At 57.8% G+C, this 23,235-nt stretch carries 18 protein-coding genes; 7 read left to right on the top strand and 11 right to left on the bottom strand.

From position 1 onward, the window contains the following. Positions 1-128: 128 nt before the first annotated feature. From AAIE02_RS06725 to AAIE02_RS06705, 5 genes are all read right to left on the bottom strand, one after another. Positions 129-1,001: an NAD(P)-dependent oxidoreductase gene (locus AAIE02_RS06725; protein ID WP_498532205.1), complete on the bottom strand. Its 873-nt coding sequence runs from the start codon at positions 999-1,001 to the stop codon at positions 129-131. A 12-nt stretch (positions 1,002-1,013) separates the two neighbouring features. Next, complete coding sequence (locus AAIE02_RS06720) at positions 1,014-1,247, bottom strand: DUF2526 family protein (protein ID WP_498532204.1); 234 nt, start codon at positions 1,245-1,247, stop codon at positions 1,014-1,016. 130 nt (positions 1,248-1,377) lie between these two features. Beyond that, positions 1,378-2,976 (bottom strand): ABC transporter substrate-binding protein, encoded by a 1,599-nt coding sequence (locus AAIE02_RS06715; protein WP_498532203.1) that lies wholly within the window; start codon positions 2,974-2,976, stop codon positions 1,378-1,380. A 135-nt stretch (positions 2,977-3,111) separates the two neighbouring features. Next, the gene (locus AAIE02_RS06710; protein WP_166992616.1) at positions 3,112-3,831 is read right to left on the bottom strand and encodes a glutamine amidotransferase; all 720 of its coding nucleotides are present in this window, start codon (positions 3,829-3,831) and stop codon (positions 3,112-3,114) included. A gap of 89 nt (positions 3,832-3,920) precedes the next feature. Further along, the gene (locus tag AAIE02_RS06705) at positions 3,921-5,120 is read right to left on the bottom strand and encodes an MFS transporter (protein WP_498532202.1); all 1,200 of its coding nucleotides are present in this window, start codon (positions 5,118-5,120) and stop codon (positions 3,921-3,923) included. Positions 5,121-5,210: 90 nt separating this feature from the next. Here AAIE02_RS06705 and AAIE02_RS06700 point away from each other — a divergent pair, with 90 nt between their 5' ends. Further along, positions 5,211-5,729, top strand: a complete 519-nt coding sequence (locus AAIE02_RS06700) for an Lrp/AsnC family transcriptional regulator (protein ID WP_039293892.1) — start codon at positions 5,211-5,213, stop codon at positions 5,727-5,729. Between the two features lie 2 nt (positions 5,730-5,731). Here AAIE02_RS06700 and AAIE02_RS06695 read toward each other — a convergent pair whose 3' ends face one another. The 4 genes from AAIE02_RS06695 to AAIE02_RS06680 all read right to left on the bottom strand — a co-directional run bounded on the left by AAIE02_RS06695 (position 5,732) and on the right by AAIE02_RS06680 (position 9,050). Then, complete coding sequence (locus tag AAIE02_RS06695; protein ID WP_166992624.1) at positions 5,732-6,793, bottom strand: DUF2955 domain-containing protein; 1,062 nt, start codon at positions 6,791-6,793, stop codon at positions 5,732-5,734. Further along, positions 6,783-7,844 carry an HlyD family secretion protein gene (locus AAIE02_RS06690; protein WP_166874051.1) on the bottom strand — a complete coding sequence of 354 codons (1,062 nt, stop codon included), beginning with the start codon at positions 7,842-7,844 and terminating at the stop codon, positions 6,783-6,785. Before AAIE02_RS06690 ends, AAIE02_RS06695 begins: the two co-directional genes overlap by 11 nt. Positions 7,845-7,892: 48 nt before the next feature. Then, a complete protein-coding gene (locus AAIE02_RS06685) occupies positions 7,893-8,351 on the bottom strand; it encodes a MarR family winged helix-turn-helix transcriptional regulator (RefSeq protein ID WP_166992629.1) in 459 nt (152 codons plus the stop codon). 147 nt (positions 8,352-8,498) lie between these two features. Beyond that, positions 8,499-9,050 carry a flavodoxin family protein gene (locus AAIE02_RS06680; protein ID WP_008459077.1) on the bottom strand — a complete coding sequence of 184 codons (552 nt, stop codon included), beginning with the start codon at positions 9,048-9,050 and terminating at the stop codon, positions 8,499-8,501. A gap of 279 nt (positions 9,051-9,329) precedes the next feature. On the opposite strand from AAIE02_RS06680, the gene AAIE02_RS06675 reads away from it, so the two are divergent. The 4 genes from AAIE02_RS06675 (at position 9,330) to AAIE02_RS06660 (ending at position 17,988) form a co-directional block, all read left to right on the top strand. After that, positions 9,330-10,706, top strand: a complete 1,377-nt coding sequence (locus tag AAIE02_RS06675) for an SrfA family protein (protein WP_498532201.1) — start codon at positions 9,330-9,332, stop codon at positions 10,704-10,706. 2 nt (positions 10,707-10,708) lie between these two features. Further along, on the top strand, positions 10,709-13,681 hold the full coding sequence (locus AAIE02_RS06670; RefSeq protein WP_498532200.1) for a virulence factor SrfB: 2,973 nt from the start codon (positions 10,709-10,711) through the stop codon (positions 13,679-13,681). Then, entirely contained in the window at positions 13,678-15,819 is a 2,142-nt protein-coding gene (locus AAIE02_RS06665) for a virulence factor SrfC family protein (RefSeq protein ID WP_498532199.1), read from the top strand. The genes AAIE02_RS06670 and AAIE02_RS06665 overlap by 4 nt, the downstream gene beginning before the upstream one ends. A 432-nt stretch (positions 15,820-16,251) precedes the next feature. Next, positions 16,252-17,988: an ABC-F family ATP-binding cassette domain-containing protein gene (locus AAIE02_RS06660; protein WP_498532198.1), complete on the top strand. Its 1,737-nt coding sequence runs from the start codon at positions 16,252-16,254 to the stop codon at positions 17,986-17,988. Between the two features lie 195 nt (positions 17,989-18,183). Here AAIE02_RS06660 and AAIE02_RS06655 read toward each other — a convergent pair whose 3' ends face one another. After that, on the bottom strand, positions 18,184-18,942 hold the full coding sequence (locus AAIE02_RS06655; RefSeq protein ID WP_498532671.1) for an alpha/beta fold hydrolase: 759 nt from the start codon (positions 18,940-18,942) through the stop codon (positions 18,184-18,186). A gap of 144 nt (positions 18,943-19,086) precedes the next feature. Beyond that, positions 19,087-20,424, bottom strand: coding sequence for an esterase-like activity of phytase family protein (locus tag AAIE02_RS06650; RefSeq protein WP_498532197.1), 1,338 nt, complete (start codon positions 20,422-20,424; stop codon positions 19,087-19,089). Between the two features lie 194 nt (positions 20,425-20,618). Here AAIE02_RS06650 and AAIE02_RS06645 point away from each other — a divergent pair, with 194 nt between their 5' ends. Next, positions 20,619-22,157: a methyl-accepting chemotaxis protein gene (locus AAIE02_RS06645; RefSeq protein WP_498532196.1), complete on the top strand. Its 1,539-nt coding sequence runs from the start codon at positions 20,619-20,621 to the stop codon at positions 22,155-22,157. 124 nt (positions 22,158-22,281) lie between these two features. Next, positions 22,282-23,199, top strand: a complete 918-nt coding sequence (locus tag AAIE02_RS06640) for a bestrophin family protein (RefSeq protein ID WP_336707014.1) — start codon at positions 22,282-22,284, stop codon at positions 23,197-23,199. The last annotated feature ends 36 nt before the right edge of the window (positions 23,200-23,235 follow it).

Genomic DNA, 23,235 nt, shown 5'->3' with positions numbered 1-23,235 from the left:
TGACTTCATATTAAGAAATAAGATTTTATTATATTTAAAGCACCGCGACGGGGCGTTATTTTAGTGCGGGTGAATATTTAGAGGGATATATCTGGCGACGAAAGTAATATCCTCGCCGCCAGATAAGGTTATTTCCCGCTGCGGCGCGCGGAAACGGTGGCTAATGCCGCCCAGTCAAGATGTTCATCGCCGTGGGCCAGCGCATCGAGGTAGTTGTCCCGCAACACGCCCGCAAAGCCCATTGGCACATTTTTATTTTCCGCCGCCTGCTGCGCCAGGCGCACGTCTTTCAGCCCCAGCTTCATGGTGAACCCGGCCGGGCTGTAGCGTGATTCGGCGATCATCGCGCCATAGTTTTTATACGCTGGCGCGGCAAACAGCGTGCTGGTCAGCATACCGAGGAAATCCCCGGCGGCCACATCATAGGCCCCCACCAACGCAGAAGATTCCCCCATCGCTTCGATGGCGCTGGCGAGCATAAAGTTAGCCGCCAGCTTCACCGCCGCAGCCTGCTCTGGCCTGTCGCCAAAGCGCCAGGTTTTTTGCCCCAGCACATCGAAGATCGGCTGCACGCTGTCCAGCAGCGCCGCTGGCCCGGCGGTAAGAATGTTGAGATTGCCTGCGGCGGCAACGTCCACACGCCCCAGTACCGGCGCGGCAATATACCGATGCCCGGTTGCGCTGGCTTTTTCCGCCATCTCATTGGTAAACGCGACGGAAACCGTGGCCATGTTGATCCAGATTGTGCCCTGCGGCAGTGCTTCCAGCGCGCCCTGCTCAATTACCACGCGGCGGCTGGTGTCGTCGTCGGCCAGCATAGTGATCAACACTTCGCTGTCGGTGAAAGCGGCTGGCGTGACGTGTATCGTCGCCCCTTTCGCTTTTAAGGCTTCAGCCGGTGCCTGAGAGCGGTTCCAGACGGCAACCTGATGCCCGGCTTTCAGTAGGTTTTCGGCCATTGGCTGGCCCATACCGCCCAGCCCGATAAATCCAATACGCATAATAACTCCCGGCTAGATAATGGTGCCGCTGCGGGTCAACTGCTCGCGGCGTTCTTCGGCTTCTTCTGTGTGGTGATTGCCTTTGTGGGCAATGGCGATACGCAGCCGCTGCTGCTGGGCGTAGCGGTCTTCCCGCGTGAGCGCTGCGTCGTCGCTGAGTTCAATCAGTAGTTCGTTCATCGGAATGATGATGTCTTTGGCAATGGCGTCGTCTACGCGGCTGATAACGTCTGCGAGATGGGTCATGGCATGTTCCTTATCATGTGTTGCCCCTCACCCTAACCCTCTCCCTAGCGGGGAGAGGGGATAAAAACACCGACGTCCGCATTCCCCCTCTCCCTTCCTGGGAGAGGGCCGGGGTGAGGGTTAATAAAATTTAATCCAGCTTCGCTTTGGAGAAATCACTCCCGGCGAGGCTAACGGTATAACCGCTCACGTTGCTGCGGGTCGCATAGAAGGTTTTACCGTTCGCCAGCGCGATCCACGGCGCCTGCTGATAGTAAATTTCCTGCGCCTGGACGTAGAGCTTCGCGCGGGCGGCCGGGTCGCTGGTCAGCTTAGCTTTCTGTACCAGTGAATCGTAGCTTTTGTCACACCAGCGGGCGACGTTCGAGCCGCTGGCAACGCTGCCGCAGCCCAGCAGGGTATCGGCAAAGTTATCCGGGTCGCCGTTGTCGGACATCCAGCCAAACAGCGCCGAGGAGTGTTCCCCTTTCCGCATCCCGGACAGGTATTCGCCCCATTCGAAGGTGACTATTTTGGCTTTCACACCCACTTTCGCCCAGTCACTCTGGATCATCTCCGCAATGCGCCGCGAGTTCGGGTTGTACGGCCGCTGCACCGGCATAGACCACAGATCGGTATCAAAGCCCTTCTCCATCCCGGCCTGCTTCAGCAAGGCTTTGGCTTTTTCTGGGTCGTACCCGTAGTCTTTCAGATCCTTGTCGTAGCCCAGCATGGTTGGCGGGATCGGCGATTTAGCTACCGAGCCGGATCCCATAAAGATGGCGTTGACGATGGCTTTTTTGTCCACCGCATAGTTCAGCGCCTGGCGCACCAGCGCGTTATCGAACGGCTTCTTGCTGGTGTTGAACGCCAGGTAACCGACGTTCAGGCCATCAATGCTGTGCAGCGCCAGGTTTTTGTCCGCTTTAATGGCGTCGAACTGTACCGGGCTTGGTGCAGGGATAATCTGGCATTCATTTTTCTGCAGCTTCGCCAGCCGGGTTTGTACGTTCGGGGTGATGGAGAAGATCAGGTGTTTGGTCGGGACTTCGCCTTTCCAGTAATTCGGGTTGGCGACGTAGCGAATCACGGAATCCACTTTGTAGTCCTGCAGCGCGTAAGGCCCGGTGCCGATCGGGTTGTTGTCCACCCGCTCCGGCGTACCGGCTTTCAGCATCGCATCCGCGTACTCCGCAGACAAAATAGAGGCAAAGTCCATGCCCCAGTCGGCGAGAAACGCCGCATTCGGCTCGCTCAGGGTAAACTGGACGTGATAGTCATCCAGCTTTTTAACGTCCACGATGAGCTTGTCGAGGCCGACGTCGTTGAAGTATTCGTAGTTCGCCTGCGACACCTTGTGATACGGGTTATTGGCGTCTTTCTGGCGCATGACCGAGAACACCACGTCGTCGGCGTTGAAGTCGCGCGTTGGCTTAAAGAATTTGTTGCTGTTGAACTTCACGCCCTTGCGCAGGGTGAAGGTATAGGTTTTACCGTCGGGACTGATTTTCCATTCCGTCGCCAGCGACGGCACCGGCGTGTTGTCGGTCAGGCTGAAATCAATCAGGCGGTTGTAGAGGGTTTGCGAGCTGGCAACAAAGCTTGGGCCAGAGCTGGCAATTTGTGGGTTAAAGGATTCAGGAGAGGCTTCGGAGCAGTAAACCAGCGTGCTGTTGGCTGCCGCCATCGCGCTTCCTGCCGGGAGGAGCGCACTCAGCAGCAGGCCGAGCAGTGTTTTCCCTTTAGACATAGTGTTTGCCTTTTATTTGCTTGCCAAATGGTTGAGCTACTTATTATTTCTCACAGTAATAACAGCACAGCCCTTAGCGACAAGCAAATGACAAACCCTTCCTTTCTATACAATTGTGGCGGTTAAGGCGGGCGTTCAGACCGAAGGCAAAACAAAACGCTGCAAAATTGCTCTTGCCCCGGGCGTAGCGCTGACATCGTTCGACAATGTCTGTTTATTTTCTTGCCGTAACGATGCCTGCTCGCTTCGGCTGGCGAGAATTTTGTTCATCACCGTGGCGGTGAATTCCGGGTGAAACTGCACCGACAGCGCATTGGGCGTGTAGCGGATGATTTGGTGAGGATCGTGGGCCGACGACGCAAGACAAACGGCCCCGGGCGGCAGCGCCAGGACGCTCTGCGCATGGCTTAAAAAGACCGGGAACGACTCAGGCAGATGACTCAGCGCCGGATCGTCTCGCCCTGCCTCTGTCAGTGCCACCGGCAGTTGCCCGACCTCACTGCCCTGCGGGTGATAATCCACTTTCCCGCCGAGCGCGTAAGCCATCAATTGATGCCCGTAGCAGACGCCAAATAGCGGCGTACCGGCGGCAACAACGGTTTTAACCCATTCCGCCGTGCGCTCGCTCCACGCTTCATGCTCCGTCACCATCGACCATGAACCCGAAATCACCGCCGCCTGAAAGCTTTTTGGCGCGGGCAAAGGCTCGCCCAGAAACGGCCTGACGATGTTAAGTTCGACATCCGGGTGCTTTAGCGCCTGCGCAAACCAGGCCGGCTGATCCCCTACGGCTTGCTGAATTTCCTCGGGGGGCCGCCCCATTTGCACCAACAAAACCGGCAATCTTTGACTCATATTTCGGACCTCTGCAGCCATATAATGGCTTCAGAATTAGCACAGGCAACCCGGCTTGTCTCAGATAAAAAAGCGATAACGTAGAAGCTTTAGCCCACAACATTCACGCCCTGCCCGGCAAAATCACGCCACAGGCAGGTCAGCACCGCAATGACCATCAGCGCCAGGGAAAGCAGCGAAATCGTAGTAAAGCCGTGCTCGGTATAAAGCGGCCCGTAGCTACTGCTGCCGGCAAACACAGCCAGGTAAGTCACGGCGCTGTTCAATCCCATCAATGTGCCGCGCCTGGCCGGGTCGATGGCCGTCAGGCGCTGAATCAGTAAGTTCACCCCCAGGTGGTTCACCAGGCCAAGCACAAACAGCAGGCAGATAACCCCCACCAGCGAACCACCGAGCATCGCCAGGCCCAGGTAAACAAAGGCTGCCACCAAAAGCACCAGCGGCATCAGGCGTTTAGGGCCAAACCGATCCACTATCCCGCTGAGCAAAGCGGCACAGCCGAATCCCGCCCCATAGGCAATCGCCACCCCGCCGTTGGCCGTCACCGGCAGGCTGAGATCCTGATGAAGATGGTCGCCCAAATAAGCATAAATCCCGTAAAACGCCGTCATAAACGCCCCGCACACCACCAGCAACGACTTGATGCCTGGCAGCCCCAGGGCAGACAGCGGTGAAGGCGCAATGCCCGCCGCCGGGCGATCCTGCATGTTCAACCTGACGAGCGCGATCAGCGCCAGGGCCGCCAGACAGCTCACGGACACATACACCGCGCGCCAGCTGAACAACTCGGTCAGCACCACGGAAAACGACACGCCGGCGATCATGCTCAGCGTCCAGCCGGTCAGCACCTTGCCGATGGTCCGGCTTTCACGCCCCGGCTCCGCAATGGCGGCCGCGCTGGCGTAAATCGCGGGCAGCGCGATACCGGAAGCCATCCCGGCAATCATCTGAGCAGCAATAAATACCGCCACGGAAGGCGAAGCCGCGCAAAGCAGCAGCGCCGCGCCCAGCAGCAGCATGGTGAATTTGAGCATCCGCGCCGAGCCGACTAAGTCGATCAAACGAGCCAGAAAAAGTGCGCTCGCCGCCGTGCCCAGGCCAAAAGCCGCCGCGGCCATCATCACCGTCGGCACTCCCGCGCCTATAGACGATGCCACTGCCGGCGCAATAGGCCCCAGCACCATTGAGTTAGCACCGATAACGCCGACGCAGCCGGTCAGCACATACACGGCTTTGGCGGGAGACAGAGACGGCTCTGGATGAAGTTCCAGACACTGGCTGTTTTTCATTTTTCTTCCTGACAAGGATTAAACTTGACTTACATTCGATAAAAACCAATTTTATCCGAATGAAATTCAGCGTCATTAGTCAGGGGCAATATGAAAAAAGAAACAGACAGTATTAAGCAGAACGGTGCGGCAGAGCGAACTCTCGATGCCGCCGACCGAAGAATATTAGGCGCGCTGGTGGAGGATGCGACCATCAGCTACGCCGAGCTCGGCGAAAAGGTCGCGCTTTCCGCCCCGGCGGTACACGAAAGAGTCAAACGCCTGAAGCGCTCCGGGGTGATCCAGCAGACGGCGGCCTTGCTCGACCCAAAGGCCATCAGCAAATCCCTGCTGGCCTTCGTGCACATTGATACCAAAGGCTGGGGAAAAACGCCGGATCTGCTGCGAATTTCCGCCTACCCGGAAGTGGAAGAGATCCATTCCGTCGCCGGGGACACGTCCATGCTGTTGAAGGTCCGCACCGAGGATTCAAGGGCGCTTGAGGCCCTGCTGGCGCATCTGTATGAGATCAACGGCGTGGTGGCGACCAGGACGTATATCGTGTTGTCCACCTATCTTGAGCGCCCTGTCCAGCCGGGCATTACCCGCGACTGGCCGGAACAGGACTAACGTCATTTCACGATATAGCGCGTTGAGGCAAAGTTATTCAGTATCTTATGGATAATAAAGGTCACGGCCAGGGTGCCGACAATCGCCACCGACACCGATGAAATACGGTACAGCGCGCTAAAAACGATATCCTGATTAGGGTGCATGTATTGCCCGAACATCAGCGCCAGCGTGGTCAGAATAGAAAAGCCCACGCCCGGCCCGACCTTCTCAAACACGTGAATTCGCGCGGCCAGTAGCAGGCCGAGGCTAATCAGCGGCATCAGCAGGATCAGGTGACGGCTGAAATCATAGATCACCAACTGCACCAGAATCGCGTAAAGACACCCGGCAATCACCCCAACAATGCGCCACCAGGACGAAAGGATCGCCCCGCGAAAATGCATGGGGAACAGGGCAAAAATGCCCGCCATCAGCGCGGCCAGGGAGTCATTCAGCGTATAGACCTGGAACACGGTGAATAAGAGAGTCGCCGTTAACGAGGCGAGCAGTGTTTCATGCATCACCCGTGGCCCGTCCTTTTGAATCGCAGGCGGCGGCTTGCGCGGCTCCACGTCCGGCAGCAAATAACAGCTAAGCGCCGACAGCCCCACCGCCAAAAGGCTGCCAATGATGTTAGAAAACATCAGGTCGCTCATGTCGGTGGTCGGGTAGCTCAGGAAATTAGCCATCACGCTTAAACAGACCACGCCCATCGAGCCAAACAGAAAGAGCGGCCCCCGGCTCATCAGGTAGAAGCGCGTCATGTACATCAGGAACACAATCAGCGTCATTGGCAGCGGGTAATTCGCCAGCACCGCAAACAGCAGCGTCATTTCCACACAGTTCAGCAGCGCGTTAGCGATCATCTGCCGGGCAATATGGCCGTTAAAAATGGGCACCAGCCCGGTGAGCATGATGGGGTAAACCACGTAGAACACCCCGTACTGCGTGTTAACCCAGCTGTAGACAAACATCCCCACGCAACCCGCCATGACGATGCGCAGCATATGGCGGAAATCATTGCCGCTGAACGGCGTCGGTGCATTGCGTTTCAGCGGGCCAAGAATAAATTTAATAAACATAATGCAGGTAGCTCACCAGCCTGATTTGCATCCCGCCGATAAACGACGCGAAAGCGGAAGGCGAATTGTAAAGCTGCACCGTGGCCCGTGCGCCAGCCGGCAGATCTGGCGTTTTCCCGTCTTCAAGCAGCAAATGAATACGCATGCGCTGCGCGTCCCTCACCCAGCGGTTTGACGTTTCCGGTGCGGAAAGCTGCCCGTTGATAGCCTGCTGCCCCGGCAAAACCCCCGCATCTTTGCTGGTGACTCTGGCTTTGAAAACCTGCCCCGGCAGCCCGTCGAATACTATATCCGCCGTTGTTTCTGGGCGGGTTTTACTCAGGCTTTTCTCACGGAAGTCGGCCACGATATCGAGCTTGTCGTTAACCAGCGCCAGCGCGGGGGATCCCGCCCCGGCATACCAGCCCTCTTTCAGCTGTAAATTGCTGATAATGCCGTCGCTGCTGGCAACCACGCGGGTGTAATCCAGATTGAGCCGGGCGTCGTTCAGCAGGTTACGGTATTTTTGCAGCGTGACGTTTTGATCCCCGCGTTCCCCACGCGAAATCACCAGCTGTGCCAGCGCGGCCTGGAGGTTGTTGACATTTTGCACCGCGCTTTGCCAGCGCGTAAAAGCCCCGTCCAGATCCTGTTTAGAAATCAGGTTACCGCTGCTAAGTCCGTTAAACCGGTGATAGCTGCGCCCGGCGTTGTCGGCATCCAGCTGGGCGGCTTTAATTTTTGCCCGCGCGGCACTGATTTGGGCGTCAATTTGCTGGTTGTCGAGAATCGCCTGCTGATAAGCAATTTCCGCGCGTTCGAGCTGATTCTGGTAAGGCTTATTGTCGATGTCGAACAGCACATCCCCTTTCTTCACCACGCTGTTGTTGCTGACGTAGATATGCGTCACGTAGCCCGATACGCGTGATGAAACCGGGGTCACCACGCGCATCACGGTGGAGTCCGGGGTTTGCGGCACCCAGATGTCGGCGGCCAGAAAATAGCAAAACATCGCGGCAAACAGCGCCAGCGTGACTTTTACCCAGCGGGTAAATCGTTGTTCAGGGGTCATAACTACTCGCTAAATGAGAAACACGCCGGGAGACCAGGCGTGAAAGAACTATCGAATTTTGATCATGTTGGCGGCCAGCAGGTTTACCGTCTGGCTGAACTGTTCTATTTGCTGCGCCGGAATGCCCTGTGCAACCTGGGCCTGGCACCGCTCCACCGTTTCACTTACCGCCTTAATTGCTTTTTGGCCCGCAGGCGTGAGGGAGATAAATTTCACCCGTCTGTCTTTTTCGTCCGGCGTGCGGGTGACATAGCCCTCTTTTTCCAGCTGTGCCAGCGTGCGCGTCAGGGGCGGCAGGTCGATGCCCTGCGCCCGGGCCAGATCCGTGACGGTGATTTTTTCCCCCGCCACGCTGAGCTGCATCAGCGTCGTCCAGCTGCTTTGGGTCAGGCCGGTAAACGCCACGGCATCATCCACGATGCCACGCCACAGGCGCACCAGCATCGCCAGGCGCATTCCCAGCGGGCGATCGGGAAAATCGACAATGTCGTATTTATCGTCATGCATCGGGTAATCCCCATGTAAATAGTTACTATGATAATTATCATGATAAGTATTTATTTGATGAATACAACTGACAATAACCAGGGGTAATTACTGAGGAAGTGGCAAAGACAAAAGCGCCCGCAGGCGCTTTAGAAAAGAAAGGATTTTTTAGCTCAGGCGGGCAGCAATATCCGCCACGCGTGCGCCGTATTTGACGGCGGTGTCGAGGTCGCCCTGGGCAATCTGTTCGGCGCCTGCGTCAGACGGAGACTGCACCAGCAGCCCGACCGAGCCGCCCAGGTTGTTCGCGTCTTCGCGGGTTGCCGCCAGGGTATTCGAAGGCAACTGGCCCAGGCTCACCCAAATGCCGCCGTGCTGAGAGGCCAGCGTTTGCATCCACTGCAGGCTCACCTGCTTGTCGCCGTTCAGGCTGGCGCTATTGGTGAAACCGCCGAACACTTTGTCCTGCCAGCCACGGGTGAACCACACTTTGGAGGAAGCATCGGCAAACTTTTTGAACTGCCACGGCACGTTGCCCATGTAGGTCGGCGCCCCAAAGATGATCCCTTTGGCATCGTTCAGTTTTTGCCAGTCTGCTTCCTGAATATCGCCATTGCTGTCCACGGCGACGAGGTCGGCGTTTGCCCCTTGTGCAACATGTTCTGCCACACGTTTGGTGTGACCGTATCCGGAAAAGTAAATAACAACGATTTTAGCCATAATTTTTCTCGACATGGTTAGAGGGAAAGCCCCGGCCAGAAGGCCGCAAAATAGGGGTTCATCGTGTCTGTCTTTTTCTTTCTGGTCAAGAAGTTACCTGCCAGTAAGTGACTTACTTCCGGGTAAGTATCGCCGGCTTCACACCGCCCCATTTTGTCTAATAGCCAGATAATTTACCCATTTTGCCGTCTCTTCTGCCGTTTGACTTAGGGCCGCTTCGTTAAACTGTAAAGCGTGAAGATGGCTCTCGGGTGAGCCGTTAACAGCAGGATTGATGACGTGGCAAAAACATTATTGCGCAGCGGATGCCTGGATGACTTTCTCGCGCTGGGCGAAAACGGTCAGGCAGTGTTTGATTCCGCGTTTCAAATACGCGAAACATTACGCCTTCGTAAACAGCAGGCCGTCGCCGACGCGCTGGCCATTCCCCAGCCCAACGACGAAGGCGACCGCGTCGACTGGTATGCGCCTCAGGAAGGCAGCGTCACCAGCTGGGCCGCCGCCAGCGACGAAGAACGCCGCACCGCCCTTCGCTATCTGGATAATTGCTTATCCAACGTCGCCTCGCTCAGCGCGCGCTGCCAGCAGGCGGAGAAAACCTCGATTCGCCTCTTTGGCGCACTGATGGAAAAAGCTCTGCAGTTCCCCGGCAGCCAGCACGTCTACCTGGTGAACGGCAAGCCGGTGATCACCTTCTGGGGGTTCGTGAATCTTAACCAGGGCGCACGGGACGATGTGCTGGAGTGCCTGCGGGTGGTGGAATCGCGCGAGCCTGAAATTGCGTTTATCCCTGAAGAAACGATGCCGGAGCCAGAGCCACTGCCGGTAGAAATTAGCGAGCCAGAAAAGCCGCTGCTTGAAGCCCCGATGGCGGTTCAGGTGGATGATGATTCTCCAGTTTATAGCCTCACCGCAGTGAAAAAAGCCGCAGTCGAAGAAGAAAAACCGGCCCCGAGCCCGGAACCTGTCGCCGTAGCCGCGAAACCGCGTCGCCGCTGGCTGCTGCCGGTCGCCGCCGTGATTGCCGTCGCCATTGCGGCCCCGGTGGGTTATCTGCTGCTTAGCGGGAGCCAGACCGCGCCGGTGGCAACCGCCCAGGCCGAAGTCCCGCCTAAACCTATTGCGCCAGCGCCAATACAGGCCGTCGATGTGGCCAAAACTACCCTGCCGCTGACGCCAGCCGAAGTTGTGGTGCCGCCTAAGCCTGAGCCAGCGCCGGTTGCCGCGCCGGAAGAAAATCCTGAGCCAATTACCGTTGCCGCAGACGTGCCGAAAAATGCGTTAATTCTACCGGCAGAAGCCGTGAAAATTGGCTCCACTAAATTCCTCAACGGCACCTGGCGAGCACAGATCGATTTCAGTGACCCGATCACCGGTAAAGCGCCAAGCCTGCGCTACCAGATAGCCAACAACAAAGGCACGGTGCGCCTGGTGCACGGCGATAACATTGTCTGTAAAGCCGAGGTGTTTTCCGGCCTGCATCAAAATGGCGCGCTGATGATTAAAACCCGCGGCAGCGCGCGCTGCGGTGACGGCAGCCGCTACCCGATGCCGGAAGTGACCTGTAAAACCGGCAGCAACGGCGCCGCCGTTTGCACCGGCCGCTATGAAGGCGACAAAGTCATACCGATCACCTTCCGAAAAGTGAGTAACTGATCATGCTGGCGACCCTTTTTCACTACAAGCCGAGCGTCACGCTCATCAAAGACAGCGGCATTCAGTTCCTGGACTTTGGCCTTGCGCCGCAGACTAACGCCGCCCACGCCGGGCGCTTTGTGCGTCAGACGGCCAACGGCCCGCTGCTACGCCTTGATTACGATGTTGTGCCCGGGAAATTTACCCTACCGGGCGAAAACGGTACCGCGCCAGAAGTGGTGAAACCTGAAAGCACCATTACGCTTGGCCACTCCCTGCGGGTGATGGACAAAACCTGGCTGCCGCTGCCGTTCCTGCGCTTTAACCCGCCGCGTACCTTTGTGGGTGGACCGGATAACTGGGCCCGCGTGCAGGTGCGTGTTCTGGAGACGCCCGATTCTGCCGGGAATACGGTGCGTATCAGCCTCGCGCTGGACAGCAAAATTTACGCGGACGATCACCCCGCCGCGCATCTGGCACCGACGGAAAACGACGTCCGCAACGGTGCCCGTTTTGCGCTGGCCTGGCACAACCACGAGATCAAAGATTTTCTCGACCAGACCTGGGTGGACGGCTGGCTGCGCGAAACCTTCACCCAGTTTGCCACCCGCGTGGAAGAGCGCACCGAGCGTGAGCTCGCCGCCGCTATGAAAGCCTTTGAATATCAGGCTCACTATCTGAATATTCTGGAGCTTATCGGTAACCAGCTCGCCGTGCCGGAAGTGAAGATCGTCACCGCCACGCTGCAATCCCCGCCGATTGACGTAGATTTGGTGCTGGATGTGGGGAACACCCACACCTGCGGCGTCCTGATCGAAGATCACGGCGAAGAAAACGACGGTCTGCGCCAGACTGCCGAGCTGCAGATCCGCTCCCTGAGCGAACCACAGCTGATCAACGACGCAATGTTTACCAGCCGCCTGGAGTTCAGCGAGGCAAAATTTGGCAAGCAGCATTTCTCCGTTGAAAGCGGGCGCGACGACGCCTTTGTCTGGCCTTCTATTGCCCGCGTGGGCGACGAAGCTCGCCGTATGGCCTGCGCTCGCCTGGGTACCGAAGGCGCCAGCGGGATCTCCAGCCCGCGCCGCTATCTGTGGGACGTCACGCCAGCCAGCCAGGACTGGCGCTTCAGCCAGATGGGCGTGAAAACCCAGCGTGAGCCGCTGGCGACCGCTTTCCCGCTGATGAACCTGATGAACGACGACGGCCAGCCGCTGTACGCCCTGCCGATGGACGAACGCCTGCCGGTGTTTTCACCGCAGTACAGCCGCAGCTCGCTGATGACTCTGATGCTGTGCGAGCTGCTCTCCCAGGCGCTGATGCAAATCAACAGTATTGGCTCCCGCCAGAGCATGGGGCACCCGACCTCGCCTCGCCAGCTGCGCAACCTGATTCTGACTTTACCTTCCGCTATGCCAAAACCGGAACGCGAGCTGTTCCGCCAGCGTATGCAGGAGGCGGTCGGCCTGGTGTGGAAAGCGATGGACTGGCACCCGACCGACGAAGGTTTCACCCTCGAGCGAGACAAAAAGAAAAGTATCGTGCCGGTGCCGGAAGTGCAGATGGAGTGGGACGAAGCCACCTGCGGCCAGCTGGTCTGGCTGTATAACGAGGCGCTGGTGAACTACGCCGGGCAAACCGGGCGCTTCTTTGAAAGCCTCGCCCGCCCTGACCGCGCCCTGACGCCGGACGAACCCGTCGGCAAAACCCTGCGCGTGGCGTCGATTGACATCGGCGGCGGCACAACCGATATGGCGATCACCCAGTATCAACTGGACGACGGCGTGGGCAGCAACGTGAAAATCGCGCCGCGCCTGCTGTTCCGTGAAGGCTTTAAAGTCGCCGGGGACGATATTTTGCTGGACGTGATTCAGCGCTGCGTCCTGCCTGCGTTGCAGGCCCACATCCACAAAGCGGGCGTAGCTGACGCGCCAGGCCTGATGACCACGCTGTTTGGGGAATCCGGCCGCATGGACACCCGCGCCACGCTACGCCAGCAAACTGCGCTCCAGCTGTTTATTCCGCTCGGCCATGCGGTGCTTTCTTTCTGGGAAGAGAGCGACCCGGAAGAGCCGGACTCGGTGCTGGAAGCAACCTTCGGCGAGCTACTGACCCAGCAGCCAACCCGCAACGTGATCAACTACGTTCAGCAGGCCGTGCAGCACGAGCTGCCAGCCGACGCGCCGCAGTTTGACATCATGAGCGTGCCGGTGCAGGCGGAAATTGCCGCGCTGCAGGATGCGCTGCTGGCGGGCCAGTTCACCCTCACCGCGCCGCTGCAGGCGCTGTGCGAAGTGATCAACCATTATTGCTGCGACGTGCTGTTAGTCACCGGTCGCCCTGGCTGTCTGCCTGGCGTGCAGGCGCTTCTGCGTCACCTGCAGCCGGTACCGGTTAACCGCATTGTCTGGCTCGATAACTACCAGACCCACGAGTGGTATCCGTTCAGCCAGCAAGGGCGCATCGGTAACCCGAAATCTACCGCCGCGGTGGGCGCAATGCTGTGCAGCCTGGCGATGGATCTGCGTCTGCCGAGCTTTAACTTTAAAGCCGCCGATATTCAGGCCTATTCCACCGTGCGCTACCTGGGCATGCTGGACGGCAACGACCGGCTGCTGGAAGACAACGTCTGGTACCGGGATATCGATCTCGACAGCCCGCAGGCGAACCTGGACACCCGAGTCCACTTTCCGCTGCGCGGCAACGCCTGCCTGGGCTTCCGTCAGTTGGATAACGCCCGCTGGCCAGCCACGCCGCTCTACACGCTGGCAATCAACTCGCCGCAGCTGGCGAAATCAATTGCCGGAGACGGCGTGCTAAACGTGCGCCTGAAGCAGACCCGCGAGGCCGAGTCATTCAGCCTTGCCGAAGCCTGGCTGTCGGACGGCAGCAAAGTCCCCCTCGAACAACTGAGTTTTAAACTGAATACCCTCGCCGGCAGCTACAGCGGGGCGACGCATTACTGGATAGACAGCGGGAGCGTATACCAAAAATGAAGCAGCTAACTACCACGCTCAGCCATCTGGTGAACTGGGTTCAGATGACCCGCACTTTCTCCCCGCTGCTCGACAATGAAGCGGACAGTCTTTTGGCACGCCTCCAACAGCTGAGCGAACGCCACCGTCGCATCAGCGCGCTGGAGGACGCTCCGCTGACGCTAGGCATTTATGGCCACGCCCTGGACGGCAAAAATCATCTGCTGAATACCCTGCAGGGCAGCCCGAATAGCCGCATTGATATTCAGCTCGGTGATAAACGGCTGGACTACCTGACGCACATCAACCCAGGCCATACGCCAGCGGCGATGGCGGTGCGCTTCAGCGCCCAACGGCCCCCTGAAGTAGAGAATTACCCGCTGCTGCTGACGCTGTTTAGCGAGGCCGAACTGGCGCAGCAGTTTATCAACAGGTATCACGCCTCTGACGCGCCCCGTCTGGCAACGTCCAGCGCGGTTGCCCTGCGGCTGACCGAACTGGAGTCCCGCCGTCTGTCTGCCGCCGCACCAGGATTAACCCGTGAGCAAACGGCCGATCTGCTGTACGGCTACCACCGCCTCCAGCGCCGTCAGCATCACCTGGATGAGCGCCTGGTTTACCGCATGGCCGAGCTTGCACCTTACCTTTCGACAGAAGATCGCGCCTTGCTGTTCGCCCTGCTGTGGGGCGAAGATAGCGCCCTGACGGAAACCTGGCTGCGGCTGGCGCAGGCCTTGCAGCATTTGGGCTGCGTGGAACAGGTTCTGGCTCCGGCAAGCCTCGTGGTGGACAGTTTCCTGCTGCCTGCCGAAGGTTTTCTCATTCCTTCCGGCCCGGAAGACGCACCGGAACAGGCGGATGTGATGGTTTGCCCACTGCTGGGAAATCAGCCTGGTTCTCACCTCAGCCTGCCGCAGAACGACCTGGCGCTGCTGTGCGCCGAGGTTATTTTCACCCTCAGCCTGCCGACTGCGCTGAGCAACGTGGATTTACTGGATATCCCGGCGAATCAGCTTAGCTGGTACACCACCCGGCTTCAGCCGGACACGCTGCTGGTGTGTAACGCCGTCAGCGAACGCAGTGAAGTTCAGGCGACGGGGAAAGCGCTGGCATGGTGGGTAGACAGCACCCAAAGCCCGGGGCACAGCTCGCTGCCGGGCCTGGTCTGGGCCATCACGCCGTTTGACGCCCGGTTTACGCTCGGTGCCAGCCTGGACGACGGCGTTCAGCGTCTGATTGGCAACCCGGGCAAGCGCTGGGGCACGCTGCAGGCGCTGGATAGCAGAAACATGCATCGCCTGCTGGAATGGCTGACCGATGCGCTAAATCCCACCCGCCGTGAACAGCGCCTCGCTGCCCTGCGCGGTGAGCTGGAAACGCAAACCGTCGAACTGTTCCAGCGCTTTATTGACGCGCAGCAGGCCACCCCACAGCAGGCTCGCCAGCAGGCAGAAGATCTGGTGCGTGCTCTGCAGGCCCGGGCGACCCAGCACGGTGATTTGCTGGCAAGCCTGGTGCCATCCCGGGATGCTCTGCAGCAGGTCTGGCTGCAGCACCAACAGCAGCATCAGCCTAAACCGGAAGGCTTTGCGCTGGAGATAGACTTGTTTGCCGACGCAGCCGAGCATGTTGCCCCTCAGACCGAAGGCATCAGCTACGCCCGCGCCGTGCATCAGCTTTGGGTTAACCACCTGCGCCTGCTGGGCCAGCGTCGGGAAGCCGCACACCAGTTTGGCCTGGACAGCGTTCAGCTTCAGGCGCTGTGCAACACACTGATCGTCGCCAGCTACCGGCTGGATGTGTCGATGAGGCTGGAACGCAGCATGCAAAACGGCGACTCCGGGCTTGAGCTGGATATTTCCCGTGCCAGCACGGTGCTGGGTGATTTTATTGCCTGGCTGGGCTACGCCAGCGTGCCGGTTGCCGATCGCCCGGCAAGCCGCGTCAATAAAGGTCAGGCCGTGTTTGCCCCCCCTGCCCAGGCGGATATCAGCCGTCGACTGACAAAACTGGGCGAGCAGCCAACGCGCGGCAACGCCAGCTACGTGTACGACTGGCTGGTCGCGCTATATACCCGGGCCACGGAGAATATCGGCTATCAAAACCCGCTGGATATTAATGAGAAGCAGCGGCAGACGCTGGTGAAGCTGCTGGGATGAATTTGGGGGCGTCAGCTCCTCACCCCGGCCCTCTCCCCAAGGGGCGTGGGAGAAACAGCAGGTCAAAACAGTAGGTCATCTATTCCCTCTCCCTTCCAGTGGGAGAGGGTTAGGGTGAGGGTAAGCAGCGACGCCGCCGTCGAATGCATTCGTAACAAATTCTGGCAGGTGGCAACCCATTCACTTTCCCGCTACAATCCGCCCACCTATTCACTCAATATATATAAGGAGGATCCCCATGATGTCTTGTGAGCGCTTTAACCGTTCGCATACTTTTGGCGATCGTCTCTGCTCAAGCGTTATCGGTTCCGTGCTGCGATAACTTCGGCTTGAGCGAAGAAACTTACTGAATCCCTTCTCTCGGGCTTACCGGGTTATCGTCAGCGTTATACGACGAGGCGTTTGCACGCCATAACTCTTGAGTAAGCACATATGAGCACTTTATTAACCGCCCAATCTCTGCACCTCGACACCGCTTTCGGTTCGCTGCTGGAGTCCATCACTTTTACCCTGAAAAAAGGCGACCGTATTGGCCTGATCGGTCATAACGGCTGTGGCAAAAGCACCCTGCTGAAACTGCTGGACGGCACTCTTTCGCCCACCAGCGGCTCGGTGACTCAGGCGGCTAGCTGCCTGATGGCAAGGGTTGAACAGCATCTGCCGGAAAGCCTCAATACGATGACCATGCTCGATGCTGTGCTGGCACAAATTGAGGAAAACCAGCGAGATAGCGAATGCTGGCGGGCAGAAGCTTTGCTGGCAAGTATGGGCTTTAGCGAAACGGACTGGCGACTGACTTCCGGCACGCTGAGCGGCGGGCAGCATACTCGCCTGCTGCTGGCGCGAGCGCTAATTAGTGAGCCAGATTTACTGCTGCTGGATGAACCCAGTAACCACCTGGACTTGCCCACGCTGCTGTGGCTGGAACAGTTCCTGCGCGGCTGGAGCGGCAGCTTCGTGCTGGTTTCGCACGACCGCAGCCTGCTGGATAACGTCACCAACGGCAGTTGGATTTTGCGCGATCGTTCACTGCATTTCTTTGCGCTACCGTGTTCTCAGGCGCGCAGTGCGCTGGAGGAACGGGACAGAACCGATGCCCACCGCCATCAGGCGGAGCAAAAGGAAATCGACCGCATTACCGCCAGCGCCAAACGGCTGGCAATTTGGGGCCGGGTCTACGACAACGAAGATCTTTCCCGAAAAGCCAAGCAGATGGAAAAGCGCATTGATCGGCTGAAGGACGAGCAAACTGAGCTCACGGCGGGCAGCCAGTGGCAGCTTAAGCTGAAAGGTGAAGCGCTGATTGCCGACAGGCTGCTGGAGCTGGAAGCGCTTAACGTTCGGCCTGCGCCGGAGTGTGAACCTCTATTCACTCTGCCGTTGCAGCAAGTGAAAAGCGGCGACCGCGTGGCGGTGATAGGCCGGAACGGCTGCGGCAAGTCGTCTCTGCTGCGCCTGCTTTGGCAGCAGTACCAGCAGTCAGAGCGTGAGGACGCTATTCGCCTGCATCCTCGGGTGCATCTGGGGTATTACGACCAGACGCTGCACCAGCTTAACGACGGTGATTCGCTGCTGGAGGCGCTGGAGCCGTTTGCCCCGCTCAGCGAGCAGGACAGGAAAATGGCGTTAATCAGCGCCGGATTTCCGTGGCTGCGACACCAGCAAGCCGTCAGTACGCTGAGCGGCGGAGAGCGTTCGCGCCTGCTGTTCGTTGGCCTGACGCTGGCCCGCTATTCCCTGCTGATGCTGGATGAACCGACCAACCACCTGGACATGGAAGGCAAAGAGGCGCTGGCGGAAACGCTGCAAACCTTTGAAGGTGGCGTGCTGTTAGTGACCCACGACCGCGAGCTGATAGCCAAAGGCTGCAACCGCTTCTGGCTGGTGAACAACGGCGTGCTGAGCGAGTGGCACGACCTGGACGCGCTGTACGCCCTGCTTACAGCAGAGGAAAGCGGGCTGCCGCTGACCGAAGTGAAATCCCAGCCAGAGCAAGTCATCCAGCAAGCACCGCACTATAGAGAAAGCGATGCGCTGCTGGAACGGCTTATCGAGCTGGAGGAAAAGCTGGCGGAGGACGTGACGCGCAAGGAAAAGCACCAGAAACCGGCGCTGCAAAAACAGTGGCGGGAAGAAATTGAGGCGTTAAATAAAAAGTTAGCGATTTAAAGCCAAAGCCATCCTTCGGGATGGCTTTCAGGCCGCTGACAAACCTCTATCAATAGAAGAAATACCCGACGATCCGTCAAAAGAAACAGGAAAATCAATTCATTGATTTTCGGCTGATAACCACGAAGAGGGGAAAAACACGCTTTTTTCCTCTCCGTCTGTCACCAAAAGCCATCCTTCGGGATGGCTTTTTTATTACGCCCTGCACTGCTCGGCGAGCACCCTGGCTAGCCCGGCGGGGTTTTCCCAGGACATAGCGTGCCCGGCGCTCGGTACGATGGTGGTCGTCACCCCGGCCTGCTCGAATGCGGTAAAATCTTCATCCGGCAGCGAAAGCTCACCGAAAATAAGCATTTTGGGGATTTTTAGCTGAGCAAAAAGCTGATACCAGTCCGGTTCGATGCCGCTTACCAGACTAACGGCGGCGCGCCATACAGCACTGGGATCGCTATTTTGCAAGCTGCCGGACCACGGATTTTCCGCGTTAGCCGCGATTGCTTTTTGGTAACCATGAGCCACGAATTCGTCTTCGGTCTGCGCGGCAATCATGCGGCTATACATCCCGCCGCCGGCGCGGAAATTGGGCTCCGACACCATCAACCCTGCAATTTTCCCCGGCATCGACGCCGCCACTTCAATGGCGATGCTGCCGCCCATGCTGTGCCCGTAAAGAAAAAAGCGATTTAACCCTAAATGTTCCACCAGTTCGCCCACGACACTTGCCTGTTCACGGGTGCTGTAGCCGTAAGACTGCGGCCTGTCGCTGTACCCGCTGCCGGGGAGATCGATGAGAATGCTACGCCGGGAACTCCATGCCGGATCGCTGACCACGCGGGGATAGTCATAAGAGGAAGCGCAGCCAAGGCCATGAATGAACAGGAGCGGCACACCCCCGCCGGGTAAATCCAGATAGCGCACCCGACATTGCGCCGTGGCGGAGAAGAAGTTTTGCATCAGCATTCCCTTTTCTTACAATAACTGTGTTTATATACAGTATACCGTATTTTCCTGCCACTCCTTTCTCTAAAATGCGCCTGGCCCGCCTGGCATCATTGGCTTGCTCCTCTGCCGCAGGCGACAAAGGAGCAAGGGCAAAAATTACTTCAGGGGTTCGGGCAGCTTAATCACCCAGAAATCGTTTTGTGATTCTGGTTTTTCCAGTGGCTTCAGCTCAATTTTGGTCGCCACTTCCGCGCCGTCTTTCAGCAGGTGACCTTTGCCGTCCACCTGGTAGTCATCGGCGTTCGCCAGCACGGCCTGCAGGCCAAAATCGTTGTCGTTGATCACGGCAATCGTCTGATTATCAATCAGCGCCATGCCTTCGGCTTTTTCCTGCTGCCAGCCCAGCTTGCGCAGGTCGACAACCTCTTTTTTGCTCGCCAGCTTGATGCCGCGCGCCTTCAGCTGCTCAGCATCATCAAACTCCGGGGCTTTTTCTTTATCGAACCCGGCCAGATCGGACGCGCCGTTCAGGTCAACCACGTAGACCAGGTTGCGCATCTGTTTGTTTTTGTCACCGCCTTGCTCAATCAGCAGCAGGCGGTGGTTGTCCAGCGCCACGATATCGCCAATTTTGGCATCTTTGGCTTTTTTATAGACGTCCACGTCGATCGGGTAGCCGTACATTTCGGTTTTACCGGTCGCCGGGTCGAGGCTGACCAGACGCGTGAACTGCGCGCTGTTTTTGGTTTTGCCGTCAATATCCAACGTGCTCTGCACCGCCGCAATAATCCGGCCATCCGGCATGCGGGTGATGCCTTCGAACCCACGGTTAGGCTGGCGCCATTTGACAATATTCGGCAATCCGCCCGCCACGCCCTGTTCACCGTGCTCAGCCTGCGGGCCATATTTTTTCAGGATTTTGCCGTCAGCATCCACATGGATAACGAACGGGCCGTACTCGTCGCACAGCCAGTAACCGCCCTTGCCGTCCGGCGTGATGCCTTCGGTGTCCAGCCCGCGCTGGTCACTCTTCAACTTCTGGAGCGTATCGCTCAGGGCAATTTCATTGGTTGCGCCAATCAGCCCTTCCGGCAGCGGCAGCCCGCTAATCGGCCCCTGCGCATCATGCAGCGGCTTCGCGTCGATAGCTTCGGCTTTACCGTTGCTCACGCGGATGGTCATCAGCAGCGGCGTGAAGTCAGGATTTGCAAAAATCTTGGATTCTTTTTTCCCGGCTTTCGGCGAGTCAGCATTGGGCCCGCGATCCGTCACGGTAGTAAAGATCAGGTCGTCGCCCTGCTTGCCCATAAAGGTCAGGCCTGAGCCAACACCTACCGGCAGTCCGTGCGGGAAGTTAGCGGCGTATTCACCTTTGTAGGCCACGCTGTCCCCTTGCGGGAACGTGACAACGTAACGGTCAACCTGCGCATCCGCAGCGTGACCAGCCAGAGGGAATACGGTACTGCAAAGTAAGGCAAGTGTTTTTAATTTCATGGTTTTTATATATATCGGTGGTTGAGGTACCGGAGTTATAAAATAGCCAGATGACAGTAAGATTACACTTTGTGCTCTAAATTTCCCGCCCGGTAAATATCCCCTTTCAGCTGCCGATAACCCTACAGCCAGCAGTGTTGAATGCTCTTCAGCGCGGCTGGGATAAGAATATTTCACCGACTTAAGGATTTAGTATGTCAGTCAGGCGTTTTTCGATTTTGGTTTTCAGCACGCTGTTGCTTATTTTTCTCGCCAGCACGGCGTCCAATATTTGGTCCCTTACCCGCAGCAACCATGCCCTCAATGACGTCAACAGCGAAATACGCCTAGTGTTATCCGTCATTGACCCCATTAACCACAGCCGCACGATGCGCGTTCGCGCCATGCAGGCCATTCAGGAGATGGAATCCGGCAACGCCGAGCAGGCTAGCCAGAGCCTGGCTGGGGCAAAAGAAGCGCTGGGTAAAGCAGACACCAGCTTTAAGGCTTACCTTGAAGCGACGAAGCAGTCCGGGGAACAAGCGCTCGCCGATGACTATAAAGCCGCCTGGCTCGCCTATCGTGACGGAGGGCTGCTGCCTCTGTTAGAGGCCGCCCAGGCCAATGACAAAGCCCGCAGCGCGGAACTGGTCACGGGCACCATCCCGGCGCTCGATCGGGGGTTCGAAATCACGCTGGATAAGCTGCTGGCATTCCGGGAGCAACACGCACACCAGCTCAACGCCGAGGCACAGGCAGGTTTTCAGTCGAGTTTTGTCGCCATCGGCCTGTTTGCCGCGCTGTTTATCGCGATTCTTGCCGCCGCGTTTGTTTTGCTGAAAGTTCGCGTCCTCAAAGAGCTGGACACCGCGAAGGCACACTGCGCTGAAATTGCCAACGGCCTGCTGCACCGTTCCATTGATATCAAATCCAATGATGAAATCGGCCAGATGATGCACAGCCTCGAGCAAATGCGCCTGTCGCTCACCGAAATCATCAGCCAGGTACGCGAGTCCAGCACCACCGTCGGCTATGCATCAGAAGAGATTGCGGCGGGCAATACCGACCTGTCCGCTCGCACCGAAGAGCAGGCGGCGTCGCTGGGTGAAACGGCGGCCAGCATGGAACAGTTGACCGTCACGGTTAAACGGACGTCAGAAAGCTCGCATCAGGCCAATACGCTGGCTAACGGTATGCGCGCGGCGGCCAGCGAAGGTCAGCAAATCGTCGACCAGGTCATCGGTTCTATGCGCAATATCGAAACCAGTTCCGGCAAAATCGACAGCATTATTTCCATCATCGAAGACATCGCCTTCCAGACCAATATTCTTGCCCTTAACGCGGCGGTTGAAGCCGCACGAGCCGGGGAACAAGGTCGCGGTTTCGCGGTGGTCGCAGCGGAGGTACGCAATCTCGCCCAACGTTCTTCCGTGGCGGCAAAAGAAATTAAAGAGCTGATAGAGCTGTCCGGCCAGCAGGTCACCAACGGCAGCGAGCTGGTCAACCGGGCCGGGGAAAGCATGAAACGCATCGCTACCTCGATTACCCAGGTCACCACGCTGATGGCTGAGATTGCCGTCTCTACCGATGAGCAGAGCCGCGGCATTGAGCAGATTAATCAGGCCGTGCTGCAAATGGACGTGGTCACCCAGCAAAATGCCGCGCTGGTTGAGCAGGCCTCTGCCGCCGCGCATTCCCTAAAAGATCAGTCGCAGCGGCTCAATGAGTCGGTTTCAGTGTTTAAACTCGCCTGATAACCCTGGGGCTACCTCAACGCGCTTTGGGGTAGCCTTTGTTAAGTTTCTGTAGCGATAAAGATTGATCTGCGTCACAGTCTGCCGTTAAATACAGTCTCTTGTTACTAGTCTGTTACTCATCATGATCGTTCGCCCGCATCAACACTGGTTGGCTCGCCTCTTCGTCTGGCACGGCTCAGTGCTGGAAAAGATTTATTCCCGCCTGCTGCTGAATCTGCTGCTTTCTATTAGCGTTATTTTTTTCCTGCCGTGGTACGAAACCCTCGGAATCAAGCTCACCATCGCGCCATTCAGCATTCTCGGCGTGGCTATCGCCATTTTTCTCGGGTTCCGCAACAGCGCCTGCTACGCACGCTTCAACGAAGCGCGTCTGCTGTGGGGCCAGTTGGCCATCACGTCGCGCTCTTTGTTACGCGAGGTGAAAACGCTGGCGGGGGATCAGCCCGAAACGGTGCAGCGGTTTGTGAATTTACAGGTCGCCTTTTGCAACAGCCTGCGCATGACGTTGCGCAAAAAGCCGCAGCAGGAAACGCTTAGTCGTTACCTGAGCCCGCAGGATCTGGCCTGGGTCAGCGCAAGCCATGCGCCGTGTAATCGTATTTTGATGCTGATGGGCAGTTGGCTGAACCAGCAGCGCGAGCAAGGCGTGATTTCCGACGTGCTATGGCGCAGCCTGGACAATCATCTGAACGAACTGTCGGCGGTGTCCGGCGGCTGCGAACGCATTATTTCTACGCCGATGCCCTTCGCCTATAGCCTGATTCAGCACCGCACGGTGTATATCTTCTGCATCATGCTGCCGTTTGCTCTGGTGACCGACCTCCACTACATGACGCCGTTTGTTTCCGTGTTTGTGTCGTATACCTTTATTTCCCTCGACTCGCTGGCCGAAGAGCTGGAAGATCCGTTTGGTACCGAGGACAACGACCTGCCGCTGGATGCTATTTGCGTGGCGATTGAGCGTGATTTACGGGATATGAACGATGAGGCGGAGAAGCCAGAGGCGCTGCAGCCGAACAGGCATTATCGGCTGAGCTGATTTTACCCTCAGCCTAACCCTCTCCCTCAAAGGGAG

It is taken from the genome of Cedecea sp. Ae19-4, from assembly GCF_059801165.1.
The sequence above is the reverse complement of the archived record's forward strand: the minus strand, read 5'-3'. Positions and strand labels throughout refer to the sequence as shown.

Bases quoted from the DNA above. Each gene is read 5' to 3' on its own strand.
- AAIE02_RS06705 (WP_498532202.1), bottom strand. From the start codon at position 5,120: ATGAAAAACAGCCAGTGTCTGGAACTTCATCCAGAGCCGTCTCTGTCT.
- AAIE02_RS06715 (WP_498532203.1), bottom strand. From the start codon at position 2,976: ATGTCTAAAGGGAAAACACTGCTCGGCCTGCTGCTGAGTGCGCTCCTC.
- AAIE02_RS06640 (WP_336707014.1), top strand. From the start codon at position 22,282: ATGATCGTTCGCCCGCATCAACACTGGTTGGCTCGCCTCTTCGTCTGG.
- AAIE02_RS06670 (WP_498532200.1), top strand. From the start codon at position 10,709: ATGCTGGCGACCCTTTTTCACTACAAGCCGAGCGTCACGCTCATCAAA.
- AAIE02_RS06665 (WP_498532199.1), top strand. From the start codon at position 13,678: ATGAAGCAGCTAACTACCACGCTCAGCCATCTGGTGAACTGGGTTCAG.
- AAIE02_RS06720 (WP_498532204.1), bottom strand. From the start codon at position 1,247: ATGACCCATCTCGCAGACGTTATCAGCCGCGTAGACGACGCCATTGCC.
- AAIE02_RS06680 (WP_008459077.1), bottom strand. From the start codon at position 9,050: ATGGCTAAAATCGTTGTTATTTACTTTTCCGGATACGGTCACACCAAA.
- AAIE02_RS06650 (WP_498532197.1), bottom strand. From the start codon at position 20,424: ATGAAATTAAAAACACTTGCCTTACTTTGCAGTACCGTATTCCCTCTG.
- AAIE02_RS06695 (WP_166992624.1), bottom strand. From the start codon at position 6,793: ATGTTTATTAAATTTATTCTTGGCCCGCTGAAACGCAATGCACCGACG.
- AAIE02_RS06710 (WP_166992616.1), bottom strand. From the start codon at position 3,831: ATGAGTCAAAGATTGCCGGTTTTGTTGGTGCAAATGGGGCGGCCCCCC.
- AAIE02_RS06700 (WP_039293892.1), top strand. From the start codon at position 5,211: ATGAAAAAAGAAACAGACAGTATTAAGCAGAACGGTGCGGCAGAGCGA.
- AAIE02_RS06645 (WP_498532196.1), top strand. From the start codon at position 20,619: ATGTCAGTCAGGCGTTTTTCGATTTTGGTTTTCAGCACGCTGTTGCTT.
- AAIE02_RS06690 (WP_166874051.1), bottom strand. From the start codon at position 7,844: ATGACCCCTGAACAACGATTTACCCGCTGGGTAAAAGTCACGCTGGCG.
- AAIE02_RS06660 (WP_498532198.1), top strand. From the start codon at position 16,252: ATGAGCACTTTATTAACCGCCCAATCTCTGCACCTCGACACCGCTTTC.
- AAIE02_RS06685 (WP_166992629.1), bottom strand. From the start codon at position 8,351: ATGCATGACGATAAATACGACATTGTCGATTTTCCCGATCGCCCGCTG.
- AAIE02_RS06725 (WP_498532205.1), bottom strand. From the start codon at position 1,001: ATGCGTATTGGATTTATCGGGCTGGGCGGTATGGGCCAGCCAATGGCC.
- AAIE02_RS06655 (WP_498532671.1), bottom strand. From the start codon at position 18,942: ATGCAAAACTTCTTCTCCGCCACGGCGCAATGTCGGGTGCGCTATCTG.